Annotated in this window: 12 protein-coding genes; 5 read left to right on the top strand and 7 right to left on the bottom strand. The window is 57.5% G+C overall.

What is annotated here, in order from left to right; translation table 11 throughout:
• Window positions 1-3: 3 nt before the first annotated feature.
• Window positions 4-4,464, bottom strand: a complete 4,461-nt coding sequence (gene gltB / locus WFM46_RS03875; RefSeq protein ID WP_336997087.1) for a glutamate synthase large subunit — start codon at window positions 4,462-4,464, stop codon at window positions 4-6.
• 681 nt (window positions 4,465-5,145) lie between these two features.
• On the opposite strand from gltB, the gene WFM46_RS03870 reads away from it, so the two are divergent.
• Window positions 5,146-6,090, top strand: coding sequence for a TIGR01212 family radical SAM protein (locus WFM46_RS03870; RefSeq protein ID WP_159339883.1), 945 nt, complete (start codon window positions 5,146-5,148; stop codon window positions 6,088-6,090).
• Here the strand turns inward: WFM46_RS03870 and WFM46_RS03865 are convergent.
• Window positions 6,067-7,569: a helicase HerA-like C-terminal domain-containing protein gene (locus WFM46_RS03865; protein WP_336997086.1), complete on the bottom strand. Its 1,503-nt coding sequence runs from the start codon at window positions 7,567-7,569 to the stop codon at window positions 6,067-6,069. The genes WFM46_RS03870 and WFM46_RS03865 overlap by 24 nt on opposite strands.
• Window positions 7,570-7,706: 137 nt before the next feature.
• Between WFM46_RS03865 and WFM46_RS03860 the strand changes: the two genes are divergently transcribed.
• Complete coding sequence (locus WFM46_RS03860) at window positions 7,707-9,347, top strand: dihydroxyacetone kinase subunit DhaK (RefSeq protein WP_336997085.1); 1,641 nt, start codon at window positions 7,707-7,709, stop codon at window positions 9,345-9,347.
• Between the two features lie 86 nt (window positions 9,348-9,433).
• Here WFM46_RS03860 and ahr read toward each other — a convergent pair whose 3' ends face one another.
• The 5 genes from ahr to pepA all read right to left on the bottom strand — a co-directional run bounded on the left by ahr (window position 9,434) and on the right by pepA (window position 15,981).
• Window positions 9,434-10,453, bottom strand: a complete 1,020-nt coding sequence (gene ahr / locus WFM46_RS03855) for an NADPH-dependent aldehyde reductase Ahr (RefSeq protein WP_336997084.1) — start codon at window positions 10,451-10,453, stop codon at window positions 9,434-9,436.
• 82 nt (window positions 10,454-10,535) lie between these two features.
• Window positions 10,536-11,039, bottom strand: coding sequence for a GNAT family N-acetyltransferase (locus WFM46_RS03850; protein ID WP_103177203.1), 504 nt, complete (start codon window positions 11,037-11,039; stop codon window positions 10,536-10,538).
• An 11-nt stretch (window positions 11,040-11,050) separates the two neighbouring features.
• Window positions 11,051-13,906 carry a valine--tRNA ligase gene (locus WFM46_RS03845; protein ID WP_156655280.1) on the bottom strand — a complete coding sequence of 952 codons (2,856 nt, stop codon included), beginning with the start codon at window positions 13,904-13,906 and terminating at the stop codon, window positions 11,051-11,053.
• Window positions 13,906-14,349, bottom strand: a complete 444-nt coding sequence (gene holC, locus WFM46_RS03840; RefSeq protein WP_103177201.1) for a DNA polymerase III subunit chi — start codon at window positions 14,347-14,349, stop codon at window positions 13,906-13,908. Before holC ends, WFM46_RS03845 begins: the two co-directional genes overlap by 1 nt.
• A 120-nt stretch (window positions 14,350-14,469) precedes the next feature.
• The gene (gene pepA / locus WFM46_RS03835; RefSeq protein WP_103177200.1) at window positions 14,470-15,981 is read right to left on the bottom strand and encodes a leucyl aminopeptidase; all 1,512 of its coding nucleotides are present in this window, start codon (window positions 15,979-15,981) and stop codon (window positions 14,470-14,472) included.
• Between the two features lie 266 nt (window positions 15,982-16,247).
• Here pepA and lptF point away from each other — a divergent pair, with 266 nt between their 5' ends.
• The 3 genes from lptF to arcB all read left to right on the top strand — a co-directional run bounded on the left by lptF (window position 16,248) and on the right by arcB (window position 20,899).
• The gene (gene lptF, locus WFM46_RS03830; protein ID WP_103177199.1) at window positions 16,248-17,348 is read left to right on the top strand and encodes an LPS export ABC transporter permease LptF; all 1,101 of its coding nucleotides are present in this window, start codon (window positions 16,248-16,250) and stop codon (window positions 17,346-17,348) included.
• Window positions 17,348-18,430, top strand: coding sequence for an LPS export ABC transporter permease LptG (gene lptG / locus WFM46_RS03825; protein WP_336997083.1), 1,083 nt, complete (start codon window positions 17,348-17,350; stop codon window positions 18,428-18,430). Before lptF ends, lptG begins: the two co-directional genes overlap by 1 nt.
• Window positions 18,431-18,565: 135 nt before the next feature.
• Entirely contained in the window at window positions 18,566-20,899 is a 2,334-nt protein-coding gene (gene arcB / locus WFM46_RS03820) for an aerobic respiration two-component sensor histidine kinase ArcB (RefSeq protein WP_336997082.1), read from the top strand.
• Window positions 20,900-21,062 lie beyond the last annotated feature (163 nt).

The raw sequence follows: 21,062 nt of genomic DNA, 5'->3' as shown, positions 1-21,062 counted from the left end.
TCCTTACTGCGCCTGCACACGCAGCTCTGCTGCGCTACGACTACGGTGACCCAACAGGGCTTTAACATCGCTGGACTTCGGTTTAACCAGCGCGAATTTCGCAGAGAACGCCGGCCAGTTGGCCAGGATCTCTTCGCCGCGCACGGAACCGGTATGATGCACGTGCTCGGTAATCAGACCACGCAGGTGCTCCTCGTGGATCGCCAGGCTATCAACCTCCAGCACTTCCACCAGTTCCGGGTTCACGCGTTTGCGGAACTCACCGTCTTCATCCAGTACGTAGGCGAAACCACCGGTCATACCTGCACCGAAGTTAACGCCCGTTTTGCCCAGTACGCAGACAATCCCGCCGGTCATGTATTCACAGCCGTTATCGCCGATACCTTCCACCACGGTGATGGCACCGGAGTTACGCACCGCAAAACGCTCACCTGCACGGCCTGCGGCGAACAGACGACCACCGGTGGCACCGTACAGACAGGTGTTGCCGATGATGCTCGCATCACAGCTGCGGAAGGCAGAACCCACCGGAGGACGTACCGCCAGCAGACCGCCCGCCATGCCTTTACCGACGTAGTCGTTGGCATCGCCAGTCAGGTACAGCTCAACGCCGCCGGCGTTCCAGACGCCGAAGCTCTGGCCCGCGGTACCGCTGAAGTGCGCGATAATCGGATCGGCAGCCAGGCCCTGGTCGCCGTGCGTCTGCGCGATGTAGCCAGAGAGCGACGCGCCTACGGAACGGTCGGTGTTGCGAATATCAAACCAGAAGGTTTTGCTCTGCTTCTCATCCACAAACGGCTTCGCCTGCTGCAACAGCTGCGCATTCAGCACGCCATTGTCGAACGGCGGGTTGTTCTCGGTGCAGTAGACCGCTTTACCCGGATGCGGCTCAGCCGTTTCCAGCAGGCGGGAAAGCTTCAGGTTCTGCTGTTTAGCCGTGAACCCGTCCAGCTCTTTCAGCAGGTCGGTACGGCCAATCAGATCCACCAGACGCGTTACGCCCAGCTGCGCCATCAGCTCGCGGGTTTCGCGGGCGATGAAGTCAAAGTAGTTAGTCACTTTGAACGGCAGACCGTGATAGTGGTTCTTACGCAGCTTCTCGTCCTGGGTAGCAACACCGGTTGCGCAGTTGTTCAGGTGACAAATACGCAGGTATTTACAGCCCAGCGCCACCATCGGGCCGGTACCGAAACCAAAGCTCTCCGCACCCAGAATCGCCGCTTTGATGATGTCGAGGCCGGTCTTCAGGCCGCCGTCCACCTGCAGACGGATCTTGTGACGCAGGCCGTTAGCCACCAGCGCCTGCTGGGTTTCCACCAGGCCCAGCTCCCACGGACAGCCCGCATACTTCACGGAGGAGAGCGGGCTTGCGCCGGTGCCGCCGTCGTAACCGGCGATGGTGATGAGATCCGCATAGGCTTTTGCCACGCCGGTGGCGATGGTGCCGACACCCGGTTCGGAAACCAGCTTCACGGAGATCATCGCTTTTGGGTTGACCTGTTTCAGGTCGAAAATCAGCTGCGCTAAGTCCTCGATAGAGTAGATATCGTGGTGCGGCGGCGGGGAGATGAGCGTCACGCCCGGTACCGAGTAGCGCAGTTTGGCGATGTACGGGGTCACTTTGTCACCCGGTAACTGGCCGCCTTCGCCCGGTTTTGCACCCTGAGCGACTTTAATCTGAATCACGTCGGCGTTGACCAGGTACGCTGGGGTCACACCGAAGCGACCGGATGCCACCTGCTTGATACGCGACACTTTATTGGTGCCGTAGCGCGCCGGATCTTCACCGCCTTCGCCGGAGTTAGAGTTGCCGCCGATGCTGTTCATCGCTTCGGCCAGCGCCTCGTGGGCTTCCGGGCTCAGCGCACCGATGGACATCGCAGCGGTATCGAAGCGTTTGAACAGTTCAGACGCAGGCTCTACGTCGTCGATGCTCACAGCCTCGTCACCCGGGTTCAGCGCCAGCAGGTCACGCAGCGTGGCCGCCGGGCGGTTGTTAACCAGCTCAGCATACTGCTGATAATCGCTGTACTCGCCGCTCTGGACAGCCTGTTGCAGGGTGCGCACCACGTCCGGGTTATAGGCGTGGTATTCGCCGCCGTGCACGTACTTCAGCTGTCCGCCCTGATCCAGCGGCTTACGTGCCAGCCAGGCGCGTTTGGAGAGATTCAGCAGATCCTGCTGGAAGTCGCTGAAGCCCGCTCCGCCGATACGGCTGATCACACCCTGGAAGCAGAGATCGGCGACATCATCATGCAGACCAACGGCTTCGAACAGCTTCGAGCAGCGGTAAGAGGCGATGGTCGAGATGCCCATTTTGGACATGATCTTGTACAGACCTTTGTTGATGCCGTTACGGTAGTTCAGCATCACGGTACGGTAATCTTTTTCGATGGCGTTGGTGTCGACCAGTTTTGCCAGCGTTTCGTAGGCCAGGTACGGGTAGATCGCCGTCGCACCAAAGCCCAGCAGCACGGCAAAGTGGTGCGGGTCGCGCGCACTTGCGGTCTCAACAATGATGTTGGCGTCGCAGCGCAGGCTCTTCTCCACCAGACGCGTCTGGATAGCGCCGACGGCCATAGGCGCCGGAACCGGCAGACGGTTCTTCGCGATATTACGGTCGGACAGCACCAGCAGAACGGTACCGTTACGCACCATCTGTTCGGCCTTATCGCACAGCGCTTTCACCGTCTCTTCGAGGCTCGCTTCGGTCACGTCGAAGGTGATATCGAGCGTGTCGGCGCGGTAGTGCTCCTCTTGCATGGTGGTCAGCTGGGTAAAATCGGAGTAGAGCAGGATCGGCGATTTAAAGGTCAGACGGTGCGCCTGGCCTTCGGCTTCGCAGAAGACGTTCATCTCACGACCGATGCTGGTCGCCAGCGACATTACGTGGGCTTCACGCAGCGGGTCGATCGGCGGGTTGGTGACCTGCGCGAACTGCTGACGGAAGTAGTCGTAAATAATGCGCGGCTGGCTGGAGAGCACGGCAAACGGGGTATCGTCACCCATAGAGCCGACCGCTTCCTGGCCGTTTTCACCCAGTACGCGGATAACAGAGTCCAGCTCTTCCGCGCTGTAGTTAAACTGTTTCTGGTAGCTGGCGAGGGTATCGTCATCCAGCTCGCGGCTGCCCACGTCGTTATCCGGCAGATCTTCGAACGGCACCAGACGGCGGACGTTTTTCTCCATCCACTCTTTATACGGGTGACGGCTTTTCAGATCGTTGTCGGTTTCCGCGGAGTGCAGGATGCGACCGCCACGGGTGTCGATGACCATCAGCTCGCCAGGGCCAACGCGGCCTTTTTCTACCACTTCGTCAGGCTGGTAATCCCAGATCCCCACTTCGGAGGCACAGGTGATCAGCTTGTCTTTGGTGATGACATAGCGCGCCGGACGCAGACCGTTACGGTCGAGGTTACAGGCGGCAAAGCGACCGTCGGACATGACGATACCCGCCGGGCCATCCCACGGCTCCATGTGCATGGAGTTAAAGTCGAAGAAGGCGCGCAGCTCCGGATCCATATCCGGGTTGTTCTGCCAGGCTGGTGGCACGAGCAGGCGCATGGCGCGGACGATATCCATCCCGCCGGCGAGCAGCAGCTCCAGCATGTTATCCATGGAGCTGGAGTCCGAGCCGGTTTCGTTAACGAACGGCGCGGCATCGTGCAGATCCGGGATCAGCGGGGTCTGGAATTTATAGGTACGGGCGCGGGCCCACTGGCGGTTACCGGTGATGGTGTTGATCTCGCCGTTGTGCGCCAGATAGCGGAACGGCTGAGCCAGCGGCCAGCGAGGTACGGTGTTGGTGGAGAAGCGCTGGTGGAACAGGCAAATGGCCGATTCCAGACGCAGGTCCGCCAGGTCCAGGTAGAAGCGCGGCAGGTCAGCCGGCATACAGAGACCTTTATAGATGTTCACCAGGTTCGAGAGGCTACAAACGTAGAACTCTTTATCGTCCTGGAGACGTTTTTCAATGCGGCGGCGGGCGATAAACAGGCGGCGTTCCATATCACGCGGACGCCAGCCCGCAGGCGCGTTGACAAAGATTTGCTCGATACGAGGCAGCGAGGAGAGGGCGATTTCACCGAGCACCCCTTCGTTGGTTGGCACATCGCGCCAGCCGACAATAGAGAGGGTTTCACGTTGAAGTTCTTCTTCGACGATGCGGCGTGATACGGCCGCTTTTTCAGCGTCCTGATTCAGGAACAGCATGCCGACAGCGTAGTTTTTGGCTAAACGCCAGCCGCGCTCTTCCGCCACGATACGGAAGAAACGATCCGGTTTTTGCAGCAGCAGACCGCAACCGTCGCCGGTTTTACCATCCGCAAGGATAGCGCCACGGTGCTGCATACGGGCCAGTGCGTGTATAGCGGTACGCACTACCTTGTGGCTAGGTTCGCCTTCTATGTGGGCGATCAGGCCGAAACCACAGTTATCCTTCTCAAGGGATTTATCGTACAACATATCAGTGAACCTCCCCAGGCTCGTCGGGCTTCCCACTGAACCGTGGCGCACAGGCACAGAAAGAGCATGGCGACGGGGTTTGCGCTTCATACGCGTACCTCGCATTCGCCCTCTTAATATCCTTTTCGCGCAGGTAAACAAGTTTGAGGACTTGCTTCAGAGGGAATCTCAATTACTGCATAAATATGATGAGCAGGCTGCTCATCCAGAAAGCTTCCAGCGGATTTCCAACTTATCGGGAATCTGTACACAGGTCAAATGGCAATCTTATTTATCCAGATATGTGCTACTAATAGGTTATCTTGTTGATTTAAATATATATTTAGCTGCTTTCACATCACTGTAACCTTGCTGTGGGCTTTTGGGGAGTGTGATCTGACTCACTATATGAAAGCGGTATTATCGCTGTAGCATGCTAAATAGTGCGATTTAAGCAGGATTAAATGCTGTCATGCTACTAAAGCCCGCATGATGTCACTGTTTTTCAGCAAAGACGATATAAATGAAAAAAACCATCAGAACATAAGGAAAAGTAATTAAGCAGGCGGTGAATGAAATTGCAATTATCCTGGTTAATTATTCAAAAGATAAAAGCGCGCCGGGGCGATTGATCCAGGTCATCGCCGACGGCGGTTAAAAATGGCAGGCTTGTCCCCTTTCAACGGGGCGGTCTAACAGATTATGCAGTTACAGAAATTAGTCAATATGTTTGGTGGGGATCTTTCGCGCCGGTACGGGCAAAAGGTTCATAAGCTGTCGCTCCACGGGGGATTTAGCTGCCCGAACCGCGACGGCACTATCGGACGCGGCGGCTGTACCTTCTGTAATGTGGCCTCTTTTGCTGACGAAGCGCAGCAGTACCAGTCTATCGCTGCCCAGCTCGCCCATCAGTCCACGCGGGTTAACCGGGCGAAGCAGTATCTGGCCTATTTCCAGGCTTATACCAGTACCTGGGCTGAAGTACAGGTGCTGCGGTCGATGTATCAACAGGCGGTGAGCCAGGCGAATATCGTCGGGCTCTGCGTCGGCACCCGCCCCGACTGTGTACCGGAAGCGGTACTGGATCTGCTCAGCGAATATAAAGCGCAGGGGTACGAGATCTGGCTGGAGCTGGGATTGCAGACCGCCCACGATAAAACTTTGCACCGCATCAACCGTGGTCACGATTTTGCCTGCTATCAGCGCACCACCCGGCTGGCGCGCGAGCGCGGGCTGAAGGTCTGTACCCACCTTATTGTTGGCCTGCCGGGAGAAGGGCGACATCACGCACTGGAAACCCTGCACAGTGTGGTAGAGACCGGTGTGGATGGCATCAAGCTGCACCCGCTGCATATCGTCAGTGGCAGCATTATGGCGAAAGCGTGGGAAGCCGGGCGGCTGAACGGGATTGAGCTGGACGAGTATGTTCTCACCGCCGGGGAGATGATTCGCCACACACCACCGGAAGTGGTCTATCACCGCATCTCCGCCAGCGCCCGTCGCCCAACGCTACTGGCACCGCTGTGGTGTGAGAATCGCTGGACGGGGATGGTAGAGCTGGACCGCTATCTGAACGAGCAGGGCGTGCAGGGCTCGGCGCTGGGCACACCCTGGGTACCCACGCTATCTCCGGCGTCCGCCCAGTAAACTGCCCAGCACACCGCGGACAATCTGATTCGTCACCTGACGTGCCGCGCTTTTCGCCATGGTTTGCACCACCCCGTCGCGTTTACCGCCGCGCGGCCCGGTGCTGCCAAACAGAATCTCTTTTAACCCGCCGAGAATGCCCTCATCGACCGCCACGGACTGGCCTTTAGCGGCTGGCGCCTGCTGCTGCTCTGTGGTGGCCTGCACCCCTTTTTGCAGCATCTCAAACGCGGACTCCCGGTCCACCTGATCTTCATATTTTCCGTAGAGCGGGGAATGGTTGATCAGCCCGTTACGCTCGTCGTCGCTAATCGGCCCCATTCTGGAGTAGGGCGCAATGACCATCGCGCGCTCCACCATAGATGGGCTGCCTTTGGCATCCAGGAAAGAGATCAGCGCTTCGCCGGTGCCGAGCGCCTGAATAGCGGACTCGGTATCAAAGGCGGGATTGGCGCGCATGGTCTGCGCCGCGGCTTTGACCGCTTTCTGATCTTTCGGCGTAAAGGCGCGCAGGGCATGCTGGACGCGGTTACCCAGCTGGCCCAGGACGTTATCAGGAATATCGGCCGGGTTTTGCGAAACGAACCAGACGCCCACGCCTTTAGAGCGGATCAGGCGGATCACCTGTTCGATCTTATCCAGCAGCACCTGCGGCGCATCGCTGAACAGCAGATGGGCTTCGTCGAAGAAGAAGACCAGCTTCGGTTTGTCCAGATCGCCCGCTTCCGGTAGCTGTTCATAGAGCTCTGAGAGCATCCAGAGCAGGCTGGCCGCGTAGAGCTTCGGCATCTGGTAGAGCTTTTCCGCGCTCAGGATGTTGATAATACCTTTGCCGTTGCTGTCGGTTCGCATCCAGTCCCGGATGTCGAGCATCGGCTCGCCAAAGAAGTGTTCAGCTCCCTGCTGCTCAAGAGAGAGTAAGCCACGCTGGATGGCGCCGATGGAGGCGGGACTGATATTGCCGTACTGCGTCTGGAAGGCTTTGGCGTTATCGCCGATATAGTGCGTAATGGCCCGCAGATCTTTGAAATCGAGCAGCAACAGCCCCTGGTCATCGGCAATGCGGAAGATAATGTTCAGCACGCCGGTCTGCACCTCGTTCAGATCGAGCAGACGTGCCAGCAGCAGCGGGCCGAGATCGGAAACGGTCGCCCGTACTGGGTGTCCATGCTCGCCAAAAATATCCCACGCCACCACCGGGTTGCCCTGCGGCTGCCAGTCGGTCACGCCAATATTCTTCAGCCGTTCGAGTAACTTATCCGATGCGGCCCCCTCCCGGGAAACGCCGCTGAGATCGCCTTTCACGTCAGCCATAAACACCGGCACGCCAATAGTGGAAAATGACTCGGCCAGCTTTTGCAACGTTACCGTTTTCCCCGTGCCCGTTGCGCCGGTGATCAGACCATGACGGTTTGCCATCGCGGGCAGCAAAAACAGTTCTGTGTCCGGCGTCCGGGCAATCAGCAGGGGTGTACTCATGATGCGCATCCTCGTGGAATCCTGGGTGGAGTATAGGCAACCTGACGGCAAAATGAATGTGTCAATTTCTTAGTTTGCAGCGCATTACGCAGCGCGGACTATGCTTTTGCATACGGTTAACAACATATTGGAAAGCTATGTCCAGATTCTTCTTTAACGACCGCAAACAGCTGGTGAATGATGCCATTGAAGGGATGCTGATCTCCGCCCCGCACGGCAATCTCGCCAGGCTGGATATCGATCCGGCTATCCGCGTGGTGGTGCGTGCCGACTGGGATAAAAGTCGCGTGGCGGTGATATCCGGCGGGGGCTCCGGCCATGAACCGGCGCACGCGGGCTTTGTTGGTAAAGGGATGCTGACCGCGGCCGTCTGCGGCGATCTGTTTGCGTCCCCCAGCGTCGAGGCGGTGCTCAGCGCCATTGTGGCCGTCACGGGCGATCGGGGCTGTCTGCTGATCGTTAAAAACTACACCGGGGATCGTCTCAACTTTGGCCTCGCGGCAGAAAAGGCCAAACGCTACGGGCTCAAAGTGGAGATGGTGATCGTGGCCGATGACATTGCCCTGCCGGATAACAAGCAGCCGCGCGGCATCGCCGGAACCGCGCTGGTGCATAAGGTAGCCGGGTATGCTGCCGAACAGGGCAAGTCGCTAAACGAGGTGCGCGATATGGCCCGCCAGGCCTGCGATAATCTCTGGAGCCTGGGTGTGGCTATGCAGACCTGCAATCTGCCGGGCAGCGATGACGAAGAGGGGCGCATCAAAAAAGGCCATGTCGAGCTGGGGCTGGGGATCCACGGCGAGCCCGGGGCCTCGGTGGTAGAGACACAAAACAGCCAAGCCATTATCGATACGCTGGTGCAACCCCTGCTGGCGCAGGCGGGGCAGGGGCGACTGGCGATCCTGATCAATAACCTCGGCGGCGTGTCGGCCCTGGAGATGGCGCTGCTGACCAAAGAGCTGGCCCATTCCGCCCTGAAGGATCAGATTGCGTATTTGATTGGCCCGGCGCCGCTGGTGAGCTCGCTGGACATGAAAGGCTTTTCGTTATCGCTGCTGAAGCTGAACGCGGCATTTGAGCAGGCGCTGAACGCCCCGGTGGAGACGCTGGGCTGGCAAAAGCCCGTCGCCTTTGCGCCGCTGCGTACGCTGACCCATACCCCGCTGCACGACAGCGTAGAATTTACCCCGTCGGCAAATGCGCAGGTGGCGCAGCACGTCGCTGCGGTGGCGGAGCGGTTAATTGCCCTGGAAAACCGCCTTAACGCCCTGGACGCGAAAGTGGGCGATGGCGATACCGGTTCGACCTTTGCGCAAGGTGCGCGGGACATTGCGCAATGGCTGGAGGAGGATCGCCTGCCGCTGAACGATCTGCCGCAGCTGCTGCTGGTGGTGGGGGAGCGGCTGGCAACGGTGATGGGCGGGTCGAGCGGGGTGTTGATGTCGATCTTCTTTACCGCCGCCGGGCAGGCGCTGCGTAGCGGCAAGCCTCTGCCGGATGCTTTGCTGACCGGGCTTGCGCAAATGAAGCACTATGGCGGCGCCGATCTGGGCGATCGCACCTTGATCGATGCGCTGCAGCCCGCGCTGGAAGCGTGGCAGAAAGAGGGGCTTCAGGCTGCCGTCAGGGCGGCAAAAGAGGGGGCAGATGCCACGACGAGCATGGGCAAAGCCGGAGCGGGGCGCTCATCCTATGTGAATAAGGAGAATCTGCAGGGCGTTGCCGATCCTGGCGCGGTTGCGGTGGCGGAGGTGTTTGCGGCGCTGGTGCGGTTGTAGAGAAACGCCCGGTGGCGCTACGTTTACCGGGCCTACAAAGCACATGTAGGCCGGGTAAGGCGTGGCCGCCACCCGGCACATTGACGTCAAAAATCCGCTTTCAATACCACACGGTAACGGGCTTTTCCGTCACGAACATGCTGGATCGCTTCGTTGATTTTCGACATCGGATACATCTCGATAGTCGGCGCGACACCGGTGCGGCCGGCAAACTTCATCAGTTTGCGCAGCTCGTACGGCGTGCCCGTTGCGGAACCGGAGATGCTGCGGTCGCCACCGATCAGCGTAAAGGCGGGAACCGGGAGCGGCTTCAGCACGGCACCGACGGTATGGAAGTTTCCGCCATAGGCCAGCGCTTCAAAGTAGGGCTGCCAGTCGAGATCGACATTTACGGTGTTGATGATCAGATCGAACTGCCCCGCCAGAGCGGTCAGCGCCTCGGGATCGCGGCTGTTGACCACTTTGTCAGCCCCCATCGCCAGCACTTCCTGCTCTTTGGCCGGGTTTGAGCTGAAGGCGGTCACTTCACAGCCCATGGCATGCAGCAGCTTAATGGCAATATGGCCCAGACCACCGATGCCAATCACCCCCACGCGGCTGGTGGCGGTGATGTGGTGCATCAGCAGCGGTTTAAAGACCGTGATCCCGCCGCACAGCAGCGGACCGGCAGATTCAATATCCATCTGCTCAGGGAGAGGAATGACCCACTGCCAGTCGGCACGCAGTTTGTCGGCGAAGCCGCCGTTGTTCAGGATGGTGGGTGTGGCCCCTTGCAGACAGTTGATCTGGTTGCCGCTGATACAGGCATCACAATGACCACAGCTACGGGCGGTCCAGCCAATGCCCACGCGCTGACCAATTTTCAGCCCCTTATCCTGTGCGGCATCGCCCAGGGCAACAACGCGACCGATCACTTCATGACCGGCAATCAGCGGGTATTGTGAGAAGCCCCACTCGTTATCGATCATCGACAGGTCGGAATGGCAAATGCCGCAGTAATCCACCTGCACTTCGACGTCTTCTGCTTTCAGCTCGCCTGCATCGTATTCGTACAGCTCAAGCTCTGCACCCGCCTGCGGTGCGGCGTAGCTTTTTATCTTTGACATCAGTTTTCCCCTTCGTGGTGTTGAACTGAGAGTGTAGAGCATTCAGTTTACAACCGCTTAACAGAAGGGGGCAGGAGAGAGGTTACAGCGTTTTCAGCATCCGCACTTCGCAATCAACATGGCCGGTACAGCCCAGCGGCTGGTCAATATGCTCAAAGCCGAGATGCTCGTACAGCCTGATGGCTTCGGTCAGAAAGGCGGTGGTTTCAAGGTAGCAGCGCTTAAACCCTTGCGCGCGGGCATGATCGAGCGCCTGTAACGCCAGTTTTTTCGCCAGGCCTTGTCCACGGACGACGGGCAGGAAATACATTTTTTGCAGCTCGCAGATATCGGGTTCGCTGCAGGCGAGCGGTGCAATACCACCGCCGCCCACAACCTGCCCGTTCTGCTCGACAACCCAATAGGCATGTCCCGGCTGGCTGTACAGGGCGTACAGTTCGTCGAGATTGGGATCCGCAACGGTATAACCTTTATCGGCCGTCAGGCCGTATTCGGCAGATACCCGGCGGATAACGCCGGCAATGGCCGGGTTATCCGTGGCGGTGATACGGCGCAGGTGCGCCGTTACTGGAGCATTTACACGCATTGCTTCACTCATTACAACGCACTAATGATCGCCTGCTGTTCAATCAGCTTCGCTTTTGCTTGTGCATAACCGTTCAGCTTTTCACGCTCTTTGGCGATCACCGCTTCCGGGGCACGGGCAACGAAGCCTTCATTGGACAGTTTGCTTTCGATACGGCCAATTTCATCGTCGACTTTAGCCACTTCTTTCGCCAGACGTGCCAGCTCAGCATCTTTGTCAATCAGGCCTGCCATCGGGATCAGCAGCTCGGCGCCGTCGATGATTTTGGTCACGGAGACCGGACCTTTATCATCGGCTGGCAGCACGGTGATGCTCTCCAGACGTGCCATGGTCTGCAGGAAGGTGCTGTTCTCGGTCACGCGACGCTGTGCCGCTTCGCTGCAACCGCGCAGCAACAGCGCCAGTGGTTTGCCCGGGGCGATGTTCATTTCGGCACGGATATTACGCACCGCAATGATTGCCTGCTTCAGCCATTCGGTATCGGATGCGGCGGCTTCATCAATCTGCGTGGCATCGAAGGACGGGAACGGCTGCAGCATGATGGTATCAGCATTGATGCCCGCAATGACCTTCACACGCTGCCAGATGGTTTCGGTGATGAACGGGATGATCGGGTGCGCCAGGCGCAGCAGACCTTCCAGAACGGTAATCAGCGTATGGCGCGTGCCGCGCAGTTCCGCTTCAGTGCCGCCGTTCATGACCGGCTTGGTCAGCTCCAGGTACCAGTCGCAGAACTGGTTCCAGGTGAATTCGTACAGAATGCCTGCCGCGATATCGAAGCGATAGTTATCCAGCGCTTCGCGGAACGCTTTAATGGTCTGGTTGAATTCAGCCAGGATCCAGCGGTCTGCCAGGGACAGGGTCATTTCGCCGCCGTTAAAGCCGCAATCCTGATCCTCGGTGTTCATCAGCACAAAGCGGCTGGCGTTCCACAGCTTGTTACAGAAGTTACGGTAACCTTCCAGGCGCTTCATGTCCCAGTTGATATCACGGCCGGTAGAGGCCAGCGCCGCCAGGGTGAAACGCAGGGCATCAGTACCGTGCGGCTCAATGCCGTTCGGGAACTGCTTCTCGGTGCGCTTGCGGATCTTCTCAGCCAGCTGCGGCTGCATCATGTTGCCGGTACGTTTCTCCAGCAGCTCTTCCAGAGAGATACCGTCAACCATATCCAGAGGGTCAATAACGTTACCCTTCGACTTGGACATCTTCTGGCCTTCGTCGTCACGAATCAGACCGGTCATATAGACGGTATGGAACGGAACCTGCGGCTTGCCGTTTTCATCTTTGATGAAGTGCATGGTCATCATGATCATGCGGGCGATCCAGAAGAAGATGATATCGAAGCCGGAGACCATCACGCTGGTTGGGTGGAACTGACGCAGCGCATCGGTGTTCTCTGGCCAGCCGAGGGTGGAGAAGGTCCACAGCGCGGAGGAGAACCAGGTGTCCAGTACGTCTTCGTCCTGACGCAGGGCCACGTCAGCGCTCAGGTTGTTTTCCTGACGCACTTCGTCTTCAGTACGGCCAACGTAGACATTGCCTTCGTTGTCATACCATGCCGGGATACGGTGACCCCACCACAGCTGACGGGAGATACACCAGTCCTGAATATCGCGCATCCAGGAGAAGTACATGTTTTCGTACTGTTTTGGCACGAACTGGATGTCGCCGTTTTCGACCGCTTCAACCGCGGGTTTCGCCAGTACGTCAGCACGGACGTACCACTGGTCGGTCAGCATCGGCTCGATCACCACGCCGCCACGGTCGCCATAAGGGACGGTCAGGTCGTGTGGCTTGATTTCGTCCAGCAGGCCCAGGGCGTCGACAGCGGCAACGATCGCTTTACGCGCGGCGAAGCGCTCCAGCTTCTGGAACTCAGCCGGAATGTCGCTTGAGTAGACGTCGGATTCGTTACCTTTGGTGTCATACACCTCTGCGCTTTCACGGATATCGCCGTCAAAGGTCAGGATGTTGATCATTGGCAGGGCGTGACGACGACCCACTTCGTAGTCGTTAAAGTCGTGTGCCGGGGTGATCTTCACGCAGCCGGTACCTTTTTCCATGTCGGCGTGTTCGTCGCCCACAATCGGAATACGGCGGTTTACCAGCGGCAGCACCACAAATTTACCAATCAGATCTTTGTAACGCGGATCTTCGGGGTTAACGGCCACGCCGGTATCGCCCAGCAGGGTTTCCGGTCGGGTGGTCGCGACAATCAGGTAATCTTTACCGTCTGCAGTTTTTGCGCCGTCGGCCAGCGGATAGCGGATATGCCACATGGAGCCTTTCGACTCGCGGTTTTCCACTTCCAGGTCAGAGATGGCGGTGCGCAGTTTCGGGTCCCAGTTTACCAGGCGCTTGCCACGGTAAATCAGGTCTTCTTTATACAGACGGACGAACACTTCTTTAACGGCATTGGAAAGACCTTCGTCCATGGTGAAGCGCTCGCGCTCCCAGTCCACGGAGTTGCCGAGACGGCGCATCTGACGGGTAATGGTGCCGCCAGATTCCGCTTTCCACTGCCAGATTTTGTCGATAAAGGCGTCGCGGCCATAGTCGTGACGGGTTTTACCTTCTTCAGCGGCAATCTTACGCTCAACCACCATCTGGGTAGCGATACCCGCGTGGTCAGTACCGGCCTGCCACAGGGTGTTTTTGCCCTGCATGCGCTGGTAACGGATCATGGTATCCATGATGGTCTGCTGGAAGGCATGCCCCATATGCAAACTGCCGGTGACGTTCGGCGGCGGGATCATGATGCAGAAGGACTCTTTGCTTTCATCGCCGTTAGGCTTGAAATAGCCCTGCTGTTCCCAGTGCTCGTAAAGCGGCTGTTCGATATCGCGTGGGTTATATGTCTTTTCCATTATTTCCAGGTTGCCGTATTCAGGTTAAAACCAGCCAGGCGGTACGCTTTATAGCGTTCGCGCGCCAGTTGTTTCAGGGAATCTTCGTGAGGGACAAAGTCTATCACTTCTGTGAAAGCGGTGGCAAAATCTGCAAAGCCGCTGCGCAGGCTAATCAGAATATCGCGCGGGCTGCTGTTACGCTTTTGCGGCCAGGCGATCTCCACCGGCGCGCCGCCGCGCGGTCCTTCTCCCGCCAGATTATGCGGAACAAAACTTTCCGGCGGTCGTGCCCATAGCGCTTCATCCAGACGGATGGCCTGCTGCTCATCTTCGCAGGCAATCAGCACGCGAAGACCCGCGCGCCAACGTTCTGCGGCAATGTCACACACCAGTTGTTCAACGGCGCTTAAGCCATCCTGTTGGGTGTCATTGTCCAGAAGATAGAACGTTGCGTTTTTCATATATGGGGTTTCTTGTGGTGACTTTAAATGCTTAAGCCCGGTGGCGCTACGCTTACCGGGCCTACGGTTTACTGCCGTTTGTAGGCCGGGTAAGGCGAAGTCGCCACCCGGCATTTACCCTTACTCGTCGCCGTTAAAACCGGCGCGATTGAGCAGGAACTGCGACAGCAGAGCCACTGGACGGCCGGTTGCGCCTTTGGCTTTACCGGAGCGCCATGCGGTGCCCGCGATATCCAGGTGTGCCCAGTTATACTTGCGGGTAAAGCGCGACAGGAAGCAGCCCGCGGTAATTGCACCGCCAGGACGACCGCCGATATTTGCCATATCCGCAAAGTTAGACTCAAGCTGCTCCTGATACTCGTCACCCAGCGGCAGACGCCATGCGCGATCGCCCGCCTGCTCAGAGGCACCAATCAGCTCATGCGCCAGCGGGTTGTGGTTCGACATCAGGCCGGTAATGTGGTGACCCAGGGCAATCACGCAGGCGCCAGTCAGGGTGGCAACATCGATAACCGCTTCCGGATCGAAGCGCTCAACGTAGGTCAGCACGTCGCACAGCACCAGACGGCCTTCGGCGTCAGTGTTCAGGACTTCAACGGTCTGCCCGGACATGGTGGTGAGGACGTCGCCTGGACGATAGGCGCGCCCGCCCGGCATGTTTTCGCAGCCCGCCAGCACGCCAGTGACGTTAATTGGCAGCTGCAGCTCGGCCACCATGCGCATTACGCCGTAAACCGCCGCCGCGCCGCACATGTCGTACTTCATCTCGTCCATGCCTTCGGCAGGCTTGATGGAGATACCGCCGGAGTCGAAGGTCAGGCCTTTACCCACCAGCACAATCGGGCGTGCATCTTCCGCCGGGTTGCCTTTGTACTCAATGACCGACATCAGGGATTCATTTTGTGAACCGTTGCCGACAGCGAGGTAGGAGTGCATCCCCAGCTCTTTCATCTGCTGTTCGCCAATCACGCGGGTGACGACATTTTTGCTGTAGGAGTCAGCCAGCTGACGCGCCTGCGACGCAAGGTAGCCCGCGTTACAGATGTTTGGCGGCATATTGCCCAGATCTTTCGCGGCCTTGATACCGGCTGCGATAGCCAGGCCATGCTGAATGGCGCGTTCACCGCTGGTCAGCTCGCGACGGGTCGGGACGTTAAAGACCATCTTACGCAGCGGACGACGCGGTTCGCTTTTGGTGGTTTTCAGCTGATCGAAGCTATAAAGGGTCTCTTTGGCCGTTTCAACCGCCTGGCGTACTTTCCAGTAGGTGTTGCGGCCTTTAACGTGCAGTTCGGTCAGGAAGCAGACGGCCTCCATTGAGCCAGTATCATTCAACGTATTGATCGTTTTCTGAATGACCTGTTTGTACTGGCGCTCGTCCAGCTCACGCTCCTTGCCGCAGCCAATCAGCAGGATACGCTCGGAGAGGACGTTTGGCACATGATGCAGCAGCAATGTCTGGCCCGGTTTGCCTTCCAGCTCGCCGCGGCGCAGCAGGGCGCTGATGTAGCCGTCACTGATTTTATCGAGTTGTTCGGCGATTGGAGAGAGTCTGCGGGGTTCAAACACGCCGACAACGATGCAGGCACTCCGCTGTTTCTCCGGGCTACCGCTTTTTACACTGAACTCCATGAACTACGCTCCTGAATCTTAAAGACAACAGCGACAGCTACGGATAGAATTGAAACCTTTCGTAACTCGTACCCGCTGTTGCGGTGACTTCGTGTTAATCTTACGTTATTACGGTTTCGGCACGTCATAATAACTCCTGAAGCGCGAATCCGTCGGGTGTTCTAATCTTAGCGATGATTTCGACGACTCAAGAGAATAAATGACGTTTAAGCCATGAAACAAGCGATTTTCCTGCAAAGAGACGGGTTTTTACGGGCGTATTTAATGTGATAATCATAAGATATCTGGTGCGGGAGACGCTCAAAAGCCAGCTGGCGATACTCTTCATCCTGCTTCTGATCTTTTTCTGTCAGAAACTGGTAAGGATCCTCGGCGCGGCTGTTGATGGCGAAATTCCCACAAATCTGGTGCTTTCTCTGCTTGGGCTGGGCGTGCCGGAAATGGCGCAGCTTATCCTGCCACTTAGCCTTTTCCTCGGACTGCTGATGACGCTCGGTAAACTCTATACCGAAAGTGAAATCACCGTCATGCATGCGTGCGGTCTGAGCAAAGCGGTTCTGGTTAAAGCCGCTATGCTCCTGGCGTTATTCACCGGCATCGTGGCCGCCGTGAACGTTATGTGGGCCGGTCCTGTCTCTTCTCGTCATCAGGATGAAGTGCTGGCCGAGGCGAAAGCCAACCCTGGTATGGCCGCACTGGCCCAGGGGCAGTTCCAGCAGGCAACGGATGGTAACTCCGTGCTGTTTATCGAAAGCGTGGATGGCAACCGCTTTAACGATGTATTCCTTGCGCAAATCCGTCCCAAGGGCAATGCCCGTCCCTCTGTCGTGGTGGCCGATTCCGGCCAGCTGGCGCAGGGGAAAGACGGTTCGCAGATTGTGACGCTGAACAAAGGCACCCGCTTTGAAGGTACGGCGCTGCTGCGTGATTTCCGTATCACTGACTTCCAGAACTATCAGGCAATTATTGGTCATCAGGCGGTTGCGCTGGATCCCAGCGATACCGAGCAGATGGATATGCGCACGCTGATCAACACCGATACCAATCGCGCCCGCGCGGAGCTGCACTGGCGAATCACGCTGGTGTTTACCGTCTTTATGATGGCGTTGATGGTGGTGCCGCTTAGCGTGGTAAACCCACGTCAGGGGCGGGTGCTCTCCATGTTGCCCGCCATGCTGCTTTATCTGGTCTTCTTCCTGCTGCAGACGTCGATCAAATCGAACGGTGGCAAAGGAAAAATTGACCCGGTTATCTGGACATGGGTGATTAACGGACTCTATCTGCTGTTGGCCGTTGCCCTCAACCTGTGGGACACCGTGCCGATGCGCCGCGTGCGGGCCCGGTTTATGCGTAAAGGAGCGGTGTAATGCAGGCGTTTGGCGTTCTTGACCGCTATATCGGTAAAACCATTTTCACCACCATCATGATGACCTTATTCATGCTGGTGTCGCTCTCCGGCATCATCAAGTTTGTGGACCAGCTGAAAAAGGCCGGGCAGGGGAGCTACGATGCCATGGGGGCGGGCATGTATACCCTGCTCAGCATTCCAAAAGATGTGCAAATCTTCTTCCCGATGGCGGCGCTGTTAGGGGCGCTGCTGGGGCTGGGGATGCTGGCGCAGCGCAGTGAGCTGGTGGTCATGCAGGCCTCCGGCTTTACCCGTATGCAGGTGGCGCTCTCCGTCATGAAAACGGCCATCCCGCTGGTATTGCTGACCATGGCGATGGGCGAGTGGGTTGCGCCACAGGGCGAACAGATGGCGCGTAACTACCGCGCGCAAATGATGTATGGCGGCTCGTTGCTCTCTACCCAGCAGGGACTGTGGGCGAAAGATGGCAATAACTTTGTCTACATCGAACGCGTCACGGGCGATAACTCCCTCGGCGGTGTGAGCATTTACAGCTTTAACGACCAGCGTCGTCTGCAGGCGGTGCGTTACGCCGCGTCGGCCACGTTTGATACTGATAACAAGGTCTGGCGTCTGTCGCAGGTAGATGAATCAAACCTGCAGGATCCAAAACAGATCACCGGGTCGCAAACGGTCTCTGGCACCTGGAAAACCAACCTGACGCCGGATAAGCTCGGTGTGGTTGCGCTGGATCCGGATGCACTCTCCATCAGCGGCCTGTACAACTACGTAAAGTACCTGAAATCGAGTGGCCAGGATTCCGGACGTTATCAGCTCAACATGTGGAGCAAGGTCTTCCAGCCGCTCTCGGTGGCGGTGATGATGCTGATGGCGCTGTCGTTTATCTTTGGCCCGCTGCGTAGCGTCCCGATGGGGGTGCGTGTCGTGACAGGTATCAGCTTCGGCTTTGTCTTCTACGTTCTGGCCCAAATCTTCGGCCCGCTGACGCTGGTGTACGGTATACCGCCAGTGATTGGCGCGCTGTTGCCGAGTGCCTCCTTCTTCGTGATCAGCCTCTGGCTGCTGCTGAAGCGCTCCTGACCCCCTCCCGCCTCGCTTCCCTGCCCGGGAAGTGAGGCGCATCCCCTGTTTTACCCCTCACTTTTTTGCACAACCTTCAACGTCTTGCCTGGAATTTGAGTATTATTGTGCGATGACGTCGTGAAGAGATCCCTTATGAAGCAAATTCGGTTACTGGCGCAATACTATGTCGATCTGATGATGAAGCTTGGCCTGGTGCGCTTCTCCCTGTTGCTGGCGCTGGCGCTGGTAGTGCTGGCGATTGTGGTGCAGATGGCCATTACCATGGTGCTCCACGGCCAGGTTGAGAGTATCGATCTTATACGTTCCATTTTCTTTGGCCTGTTGATTACGCCCTGGGCGGTCTATTTCCTCTCGGTAGTGGTTGAGCAGCTGGAGGAGTCCCGCCAGCGGCTGACCCGGCTGGTGGAAAAGCTGGAAGAGATGCGCGAGCGCGATCTGAAGCTCAACGTGCAGCTAAAAGACAACATCGCTCAGCTGAACCAGGAGATCTCAGATCGAGAAAAAGCGGAGGCTGAGCGCCAGACTACGCTGGAACAGCTGAAAATCGAGATGAAAGAGCGTGAGCAGACGCAGATCCAGCTTGAGCAGCAGTCTTCGTTCCTGCGCTCTTTCCTTGATGCCTCCCCGGACCTGGTTTTCTACCGTAATGAAGATAAAGAGTTTTCCGGCTGTAACCGGGCGATGGAGTTACTGACCGGAAAGAGCGAAAAACAGCTTATCAATCTGCGCCCGCAGGATGTCTACTCTCCGGAGGCGGCAGCCAAAGTTATCGAAACCGATGAGAAGGTGTTCCGTCACAACGTCTCCCTGACCTACGAGCAGTGGCTCGACTACCCGGACGGGCGCAAAGCCTGCTTCGAAATCCGTAAAGTGCCCTATTACGACCGCGTCGGGAAACGCCACGGGCTGATGGGCTTCGGGCGTGATATTACCGAGCGTAAGCGCTACCAGGATGCGCTGGAGCGCGCCAGCCGGGATAAAACGACCTTTATCTCCACTATCAGCCATGAACTGCGTACTCCGCTTAACGGTATCGTCGGGTTAAGCCGCATTCTGCTCGACACCGAACTGACGGCCGAGCAGGAGAAATATCTTAAAACCATCCATGTCTCGGCGGTTACGCTCGGCAATATCTTCAACGATATTATAGATATGGATAAGATGGAGCGGCGCAAAGTCCAGCTGGATAACCAGCCGGTGGATTTCACCAGCTTCCTGGCCGATCTGGAAAACCTCTCCGGTCTGCAGGCGCAGCAGAAAGGGCTACGCTTTGTGCTGGAGCCGACCTTGCCGCTGCCGCATAAGGTGGTGACCGACGGCACGCGCCTGCGCCAGATCCTGTGGAACCTGATCAGCAACGCGGTCAAATTTACCCAGAGTGGCCAGGTGGCAGTTCGCGTGCGCTACGGCGAGGGGGAGATGCTGCACTTCGAGGTGGAAGATTCCGGGATTGGTATTCCACAGGAGGAGCAGGACAAAATCTTTGCCATGTATTACCAGGTTAAAGACAGCCACGGGGGCAAACCCGCTACCGGGACCGGCATCGGTCTGGCGGTATCGCGCCGTCTGGCGAAGAGCATGGGCGGTGATATCACGGTGACCAGCAACCCTGGGCACGGCTCTGTATTTAAACTTAGCGTTCGGGCCCCGGCAGTGGCGGAAGAGGTCGAGGACACCTTTGCCCATGACGATATGCCGCTGCCTGCCCTGCATGTGCTGCTGGTGGAAGATATCGAGCTGAACGTGATTGTCGCGCGATCGGTGCTGGAGAAACTGGGCAGCAGCGTGGATGTTGCTATGACCGGTAAAGCCGCGCTGGAGATGTTCACGCCGGGCGAATCTGACCTGGTGCTGCTGGATATTCAGTTGCCGGACATGACCGGGCTGGATATCTCGCGCGAGCTGACGAGCCGTTACGCCAGCGACGAACTGCCGCCGCTGGTGGCGCTGACCGCCAACGTGCTGAAAGACAAAAAAGAGTACCTGGATGCCGGTATGGACGATGTACTGAGCAAACCGCTGGCGGTACCCGCCTTAACCGCCATGATCAAGAAGTTCTGGGACACCTGTGACGAAGAGGAGAGCACCATGACGAAGGTAGATATAGAGAAAGCACAGTCTTTGCTGGATATCGACATGCTCGAGCAGTACATCGATCTGGTTGGTCCGAAGTTGATCACCGATGGCCTGGCCATCTTCGAGAAGATGATGCCGGGCTATTTAAACTTGCTCGAGTCAAACCTGACGGCGCGGGACAAGAAAGGCATCGTTGAAGAGGGCCACAAGATCAAAGGCGCGGCCGGATCGGTGGGTTTGCGCCATCTGCAGCAGCTTGGACAGCAGATTCAGTCTCCGGATTTACCCGCTTGGGAAGATAACGTGGGTGAATGGGTTGAGGAGATGAAGCAGGAGTGGCAGAACGATGTCGCCGTGCTAAAAGCCTGGGTGGAAAGCAGAAAAAAATGACCCCGGTAGACCGGGGTGCGCGAATACTGCGCCAACACCAGGGAAATCTTGGCTGCGCCTGAATAGGAATAGTTTTTTCGTAAATGGCGTAGCCGGAAACTTTAGGCCGCACGCAGTTAAGATAGCAAATCTTAAATACGTTGTTACATGAATCAGTTAAATG

The sequence above is a fragment of the Leclercia sp. M50 genome, assembly GCF_037150775.1.
GTDB lineage: Bacteria > Pseudomonadota > Gammaproteobacteria > Enterobacterales > Enterobacteriaceae > Enterobacter.
This window is presented reverse-complemented; position numbering and strand designations above follow the sequence as displayed.

Coding starts and splice junctions, on each gene's coding strand:
- gltB (WP_336997087.1), bottom strand. CDS start 4,464: ATGTTGTACGATAAATCCCTTGAGAAGGATAACTGTGGTTTCGGCCTG.
- WFM46_RS03870 (WP_159339883.1), top strand. CDS start 5,146: ATGCAGTTACAGAAATTAGTCAATATGTTTGGTGGGGATCTTTCGCGC.
- WFM46_RS03865 (WP_336997086.1), bottom strand. CDS start 7,569: ATGAGTACACCCCTGCTGATTGCCCGGACGCCGGACACAGAACTGTTT.
- WFM46_RS03860 (WP_336997085.1), top strand. CDS start 7,707: ATGTCCAGATTCTTCTTTAACGACCGCAAACAGCTGGTGAATGATGCC.
- ahr (WP_336997084.1), bottom strand. CDS start 10,453: ATGTCAAAGATAAAAAGCTACGCCGCACCGCAGGCGGGTGCAGAGCTT.
- WFM46_RS03850 (WP_103177203.1), bottom strand. CDS start 11,039: ATGCGTGTAAATGCTCCAGTAACGGCGCACCTGCGCCGTATCACCGCC.
- WFM46_RS03845 (WP_156655280.1), bottom strand. CDS start 13,906: ATGGAAAAGACATATAACCCACGCGATATCGAACAGCCGCTTTACGAG.
- holC (WP_103177201.1), bottom strand. CDS start 14,349: ATGAAAAACGCAACGTTCTATCTTCTGGACAATGACACCCAACAGGAT.
- pepA (WP_103177200.1), bottom strand. CDS start 15,981: ATGGAGTTCAGTGTAAAAAGCGGTAGCCCGGAGAAACAGCGGAGTGCC.
- lptG (WP_336997083.1), top strand. CDS start 17,348: ATGCAGGCGTTTGGCGTTCTTGACCGCTATATCGGTAAAACCATTTTC.
- arcB (WP_336997082.1), top strand. CDS start 18,566: ATGAAGCAAATTCGGTTACTGGCGCAATACTATGTCGATCTGATGATG.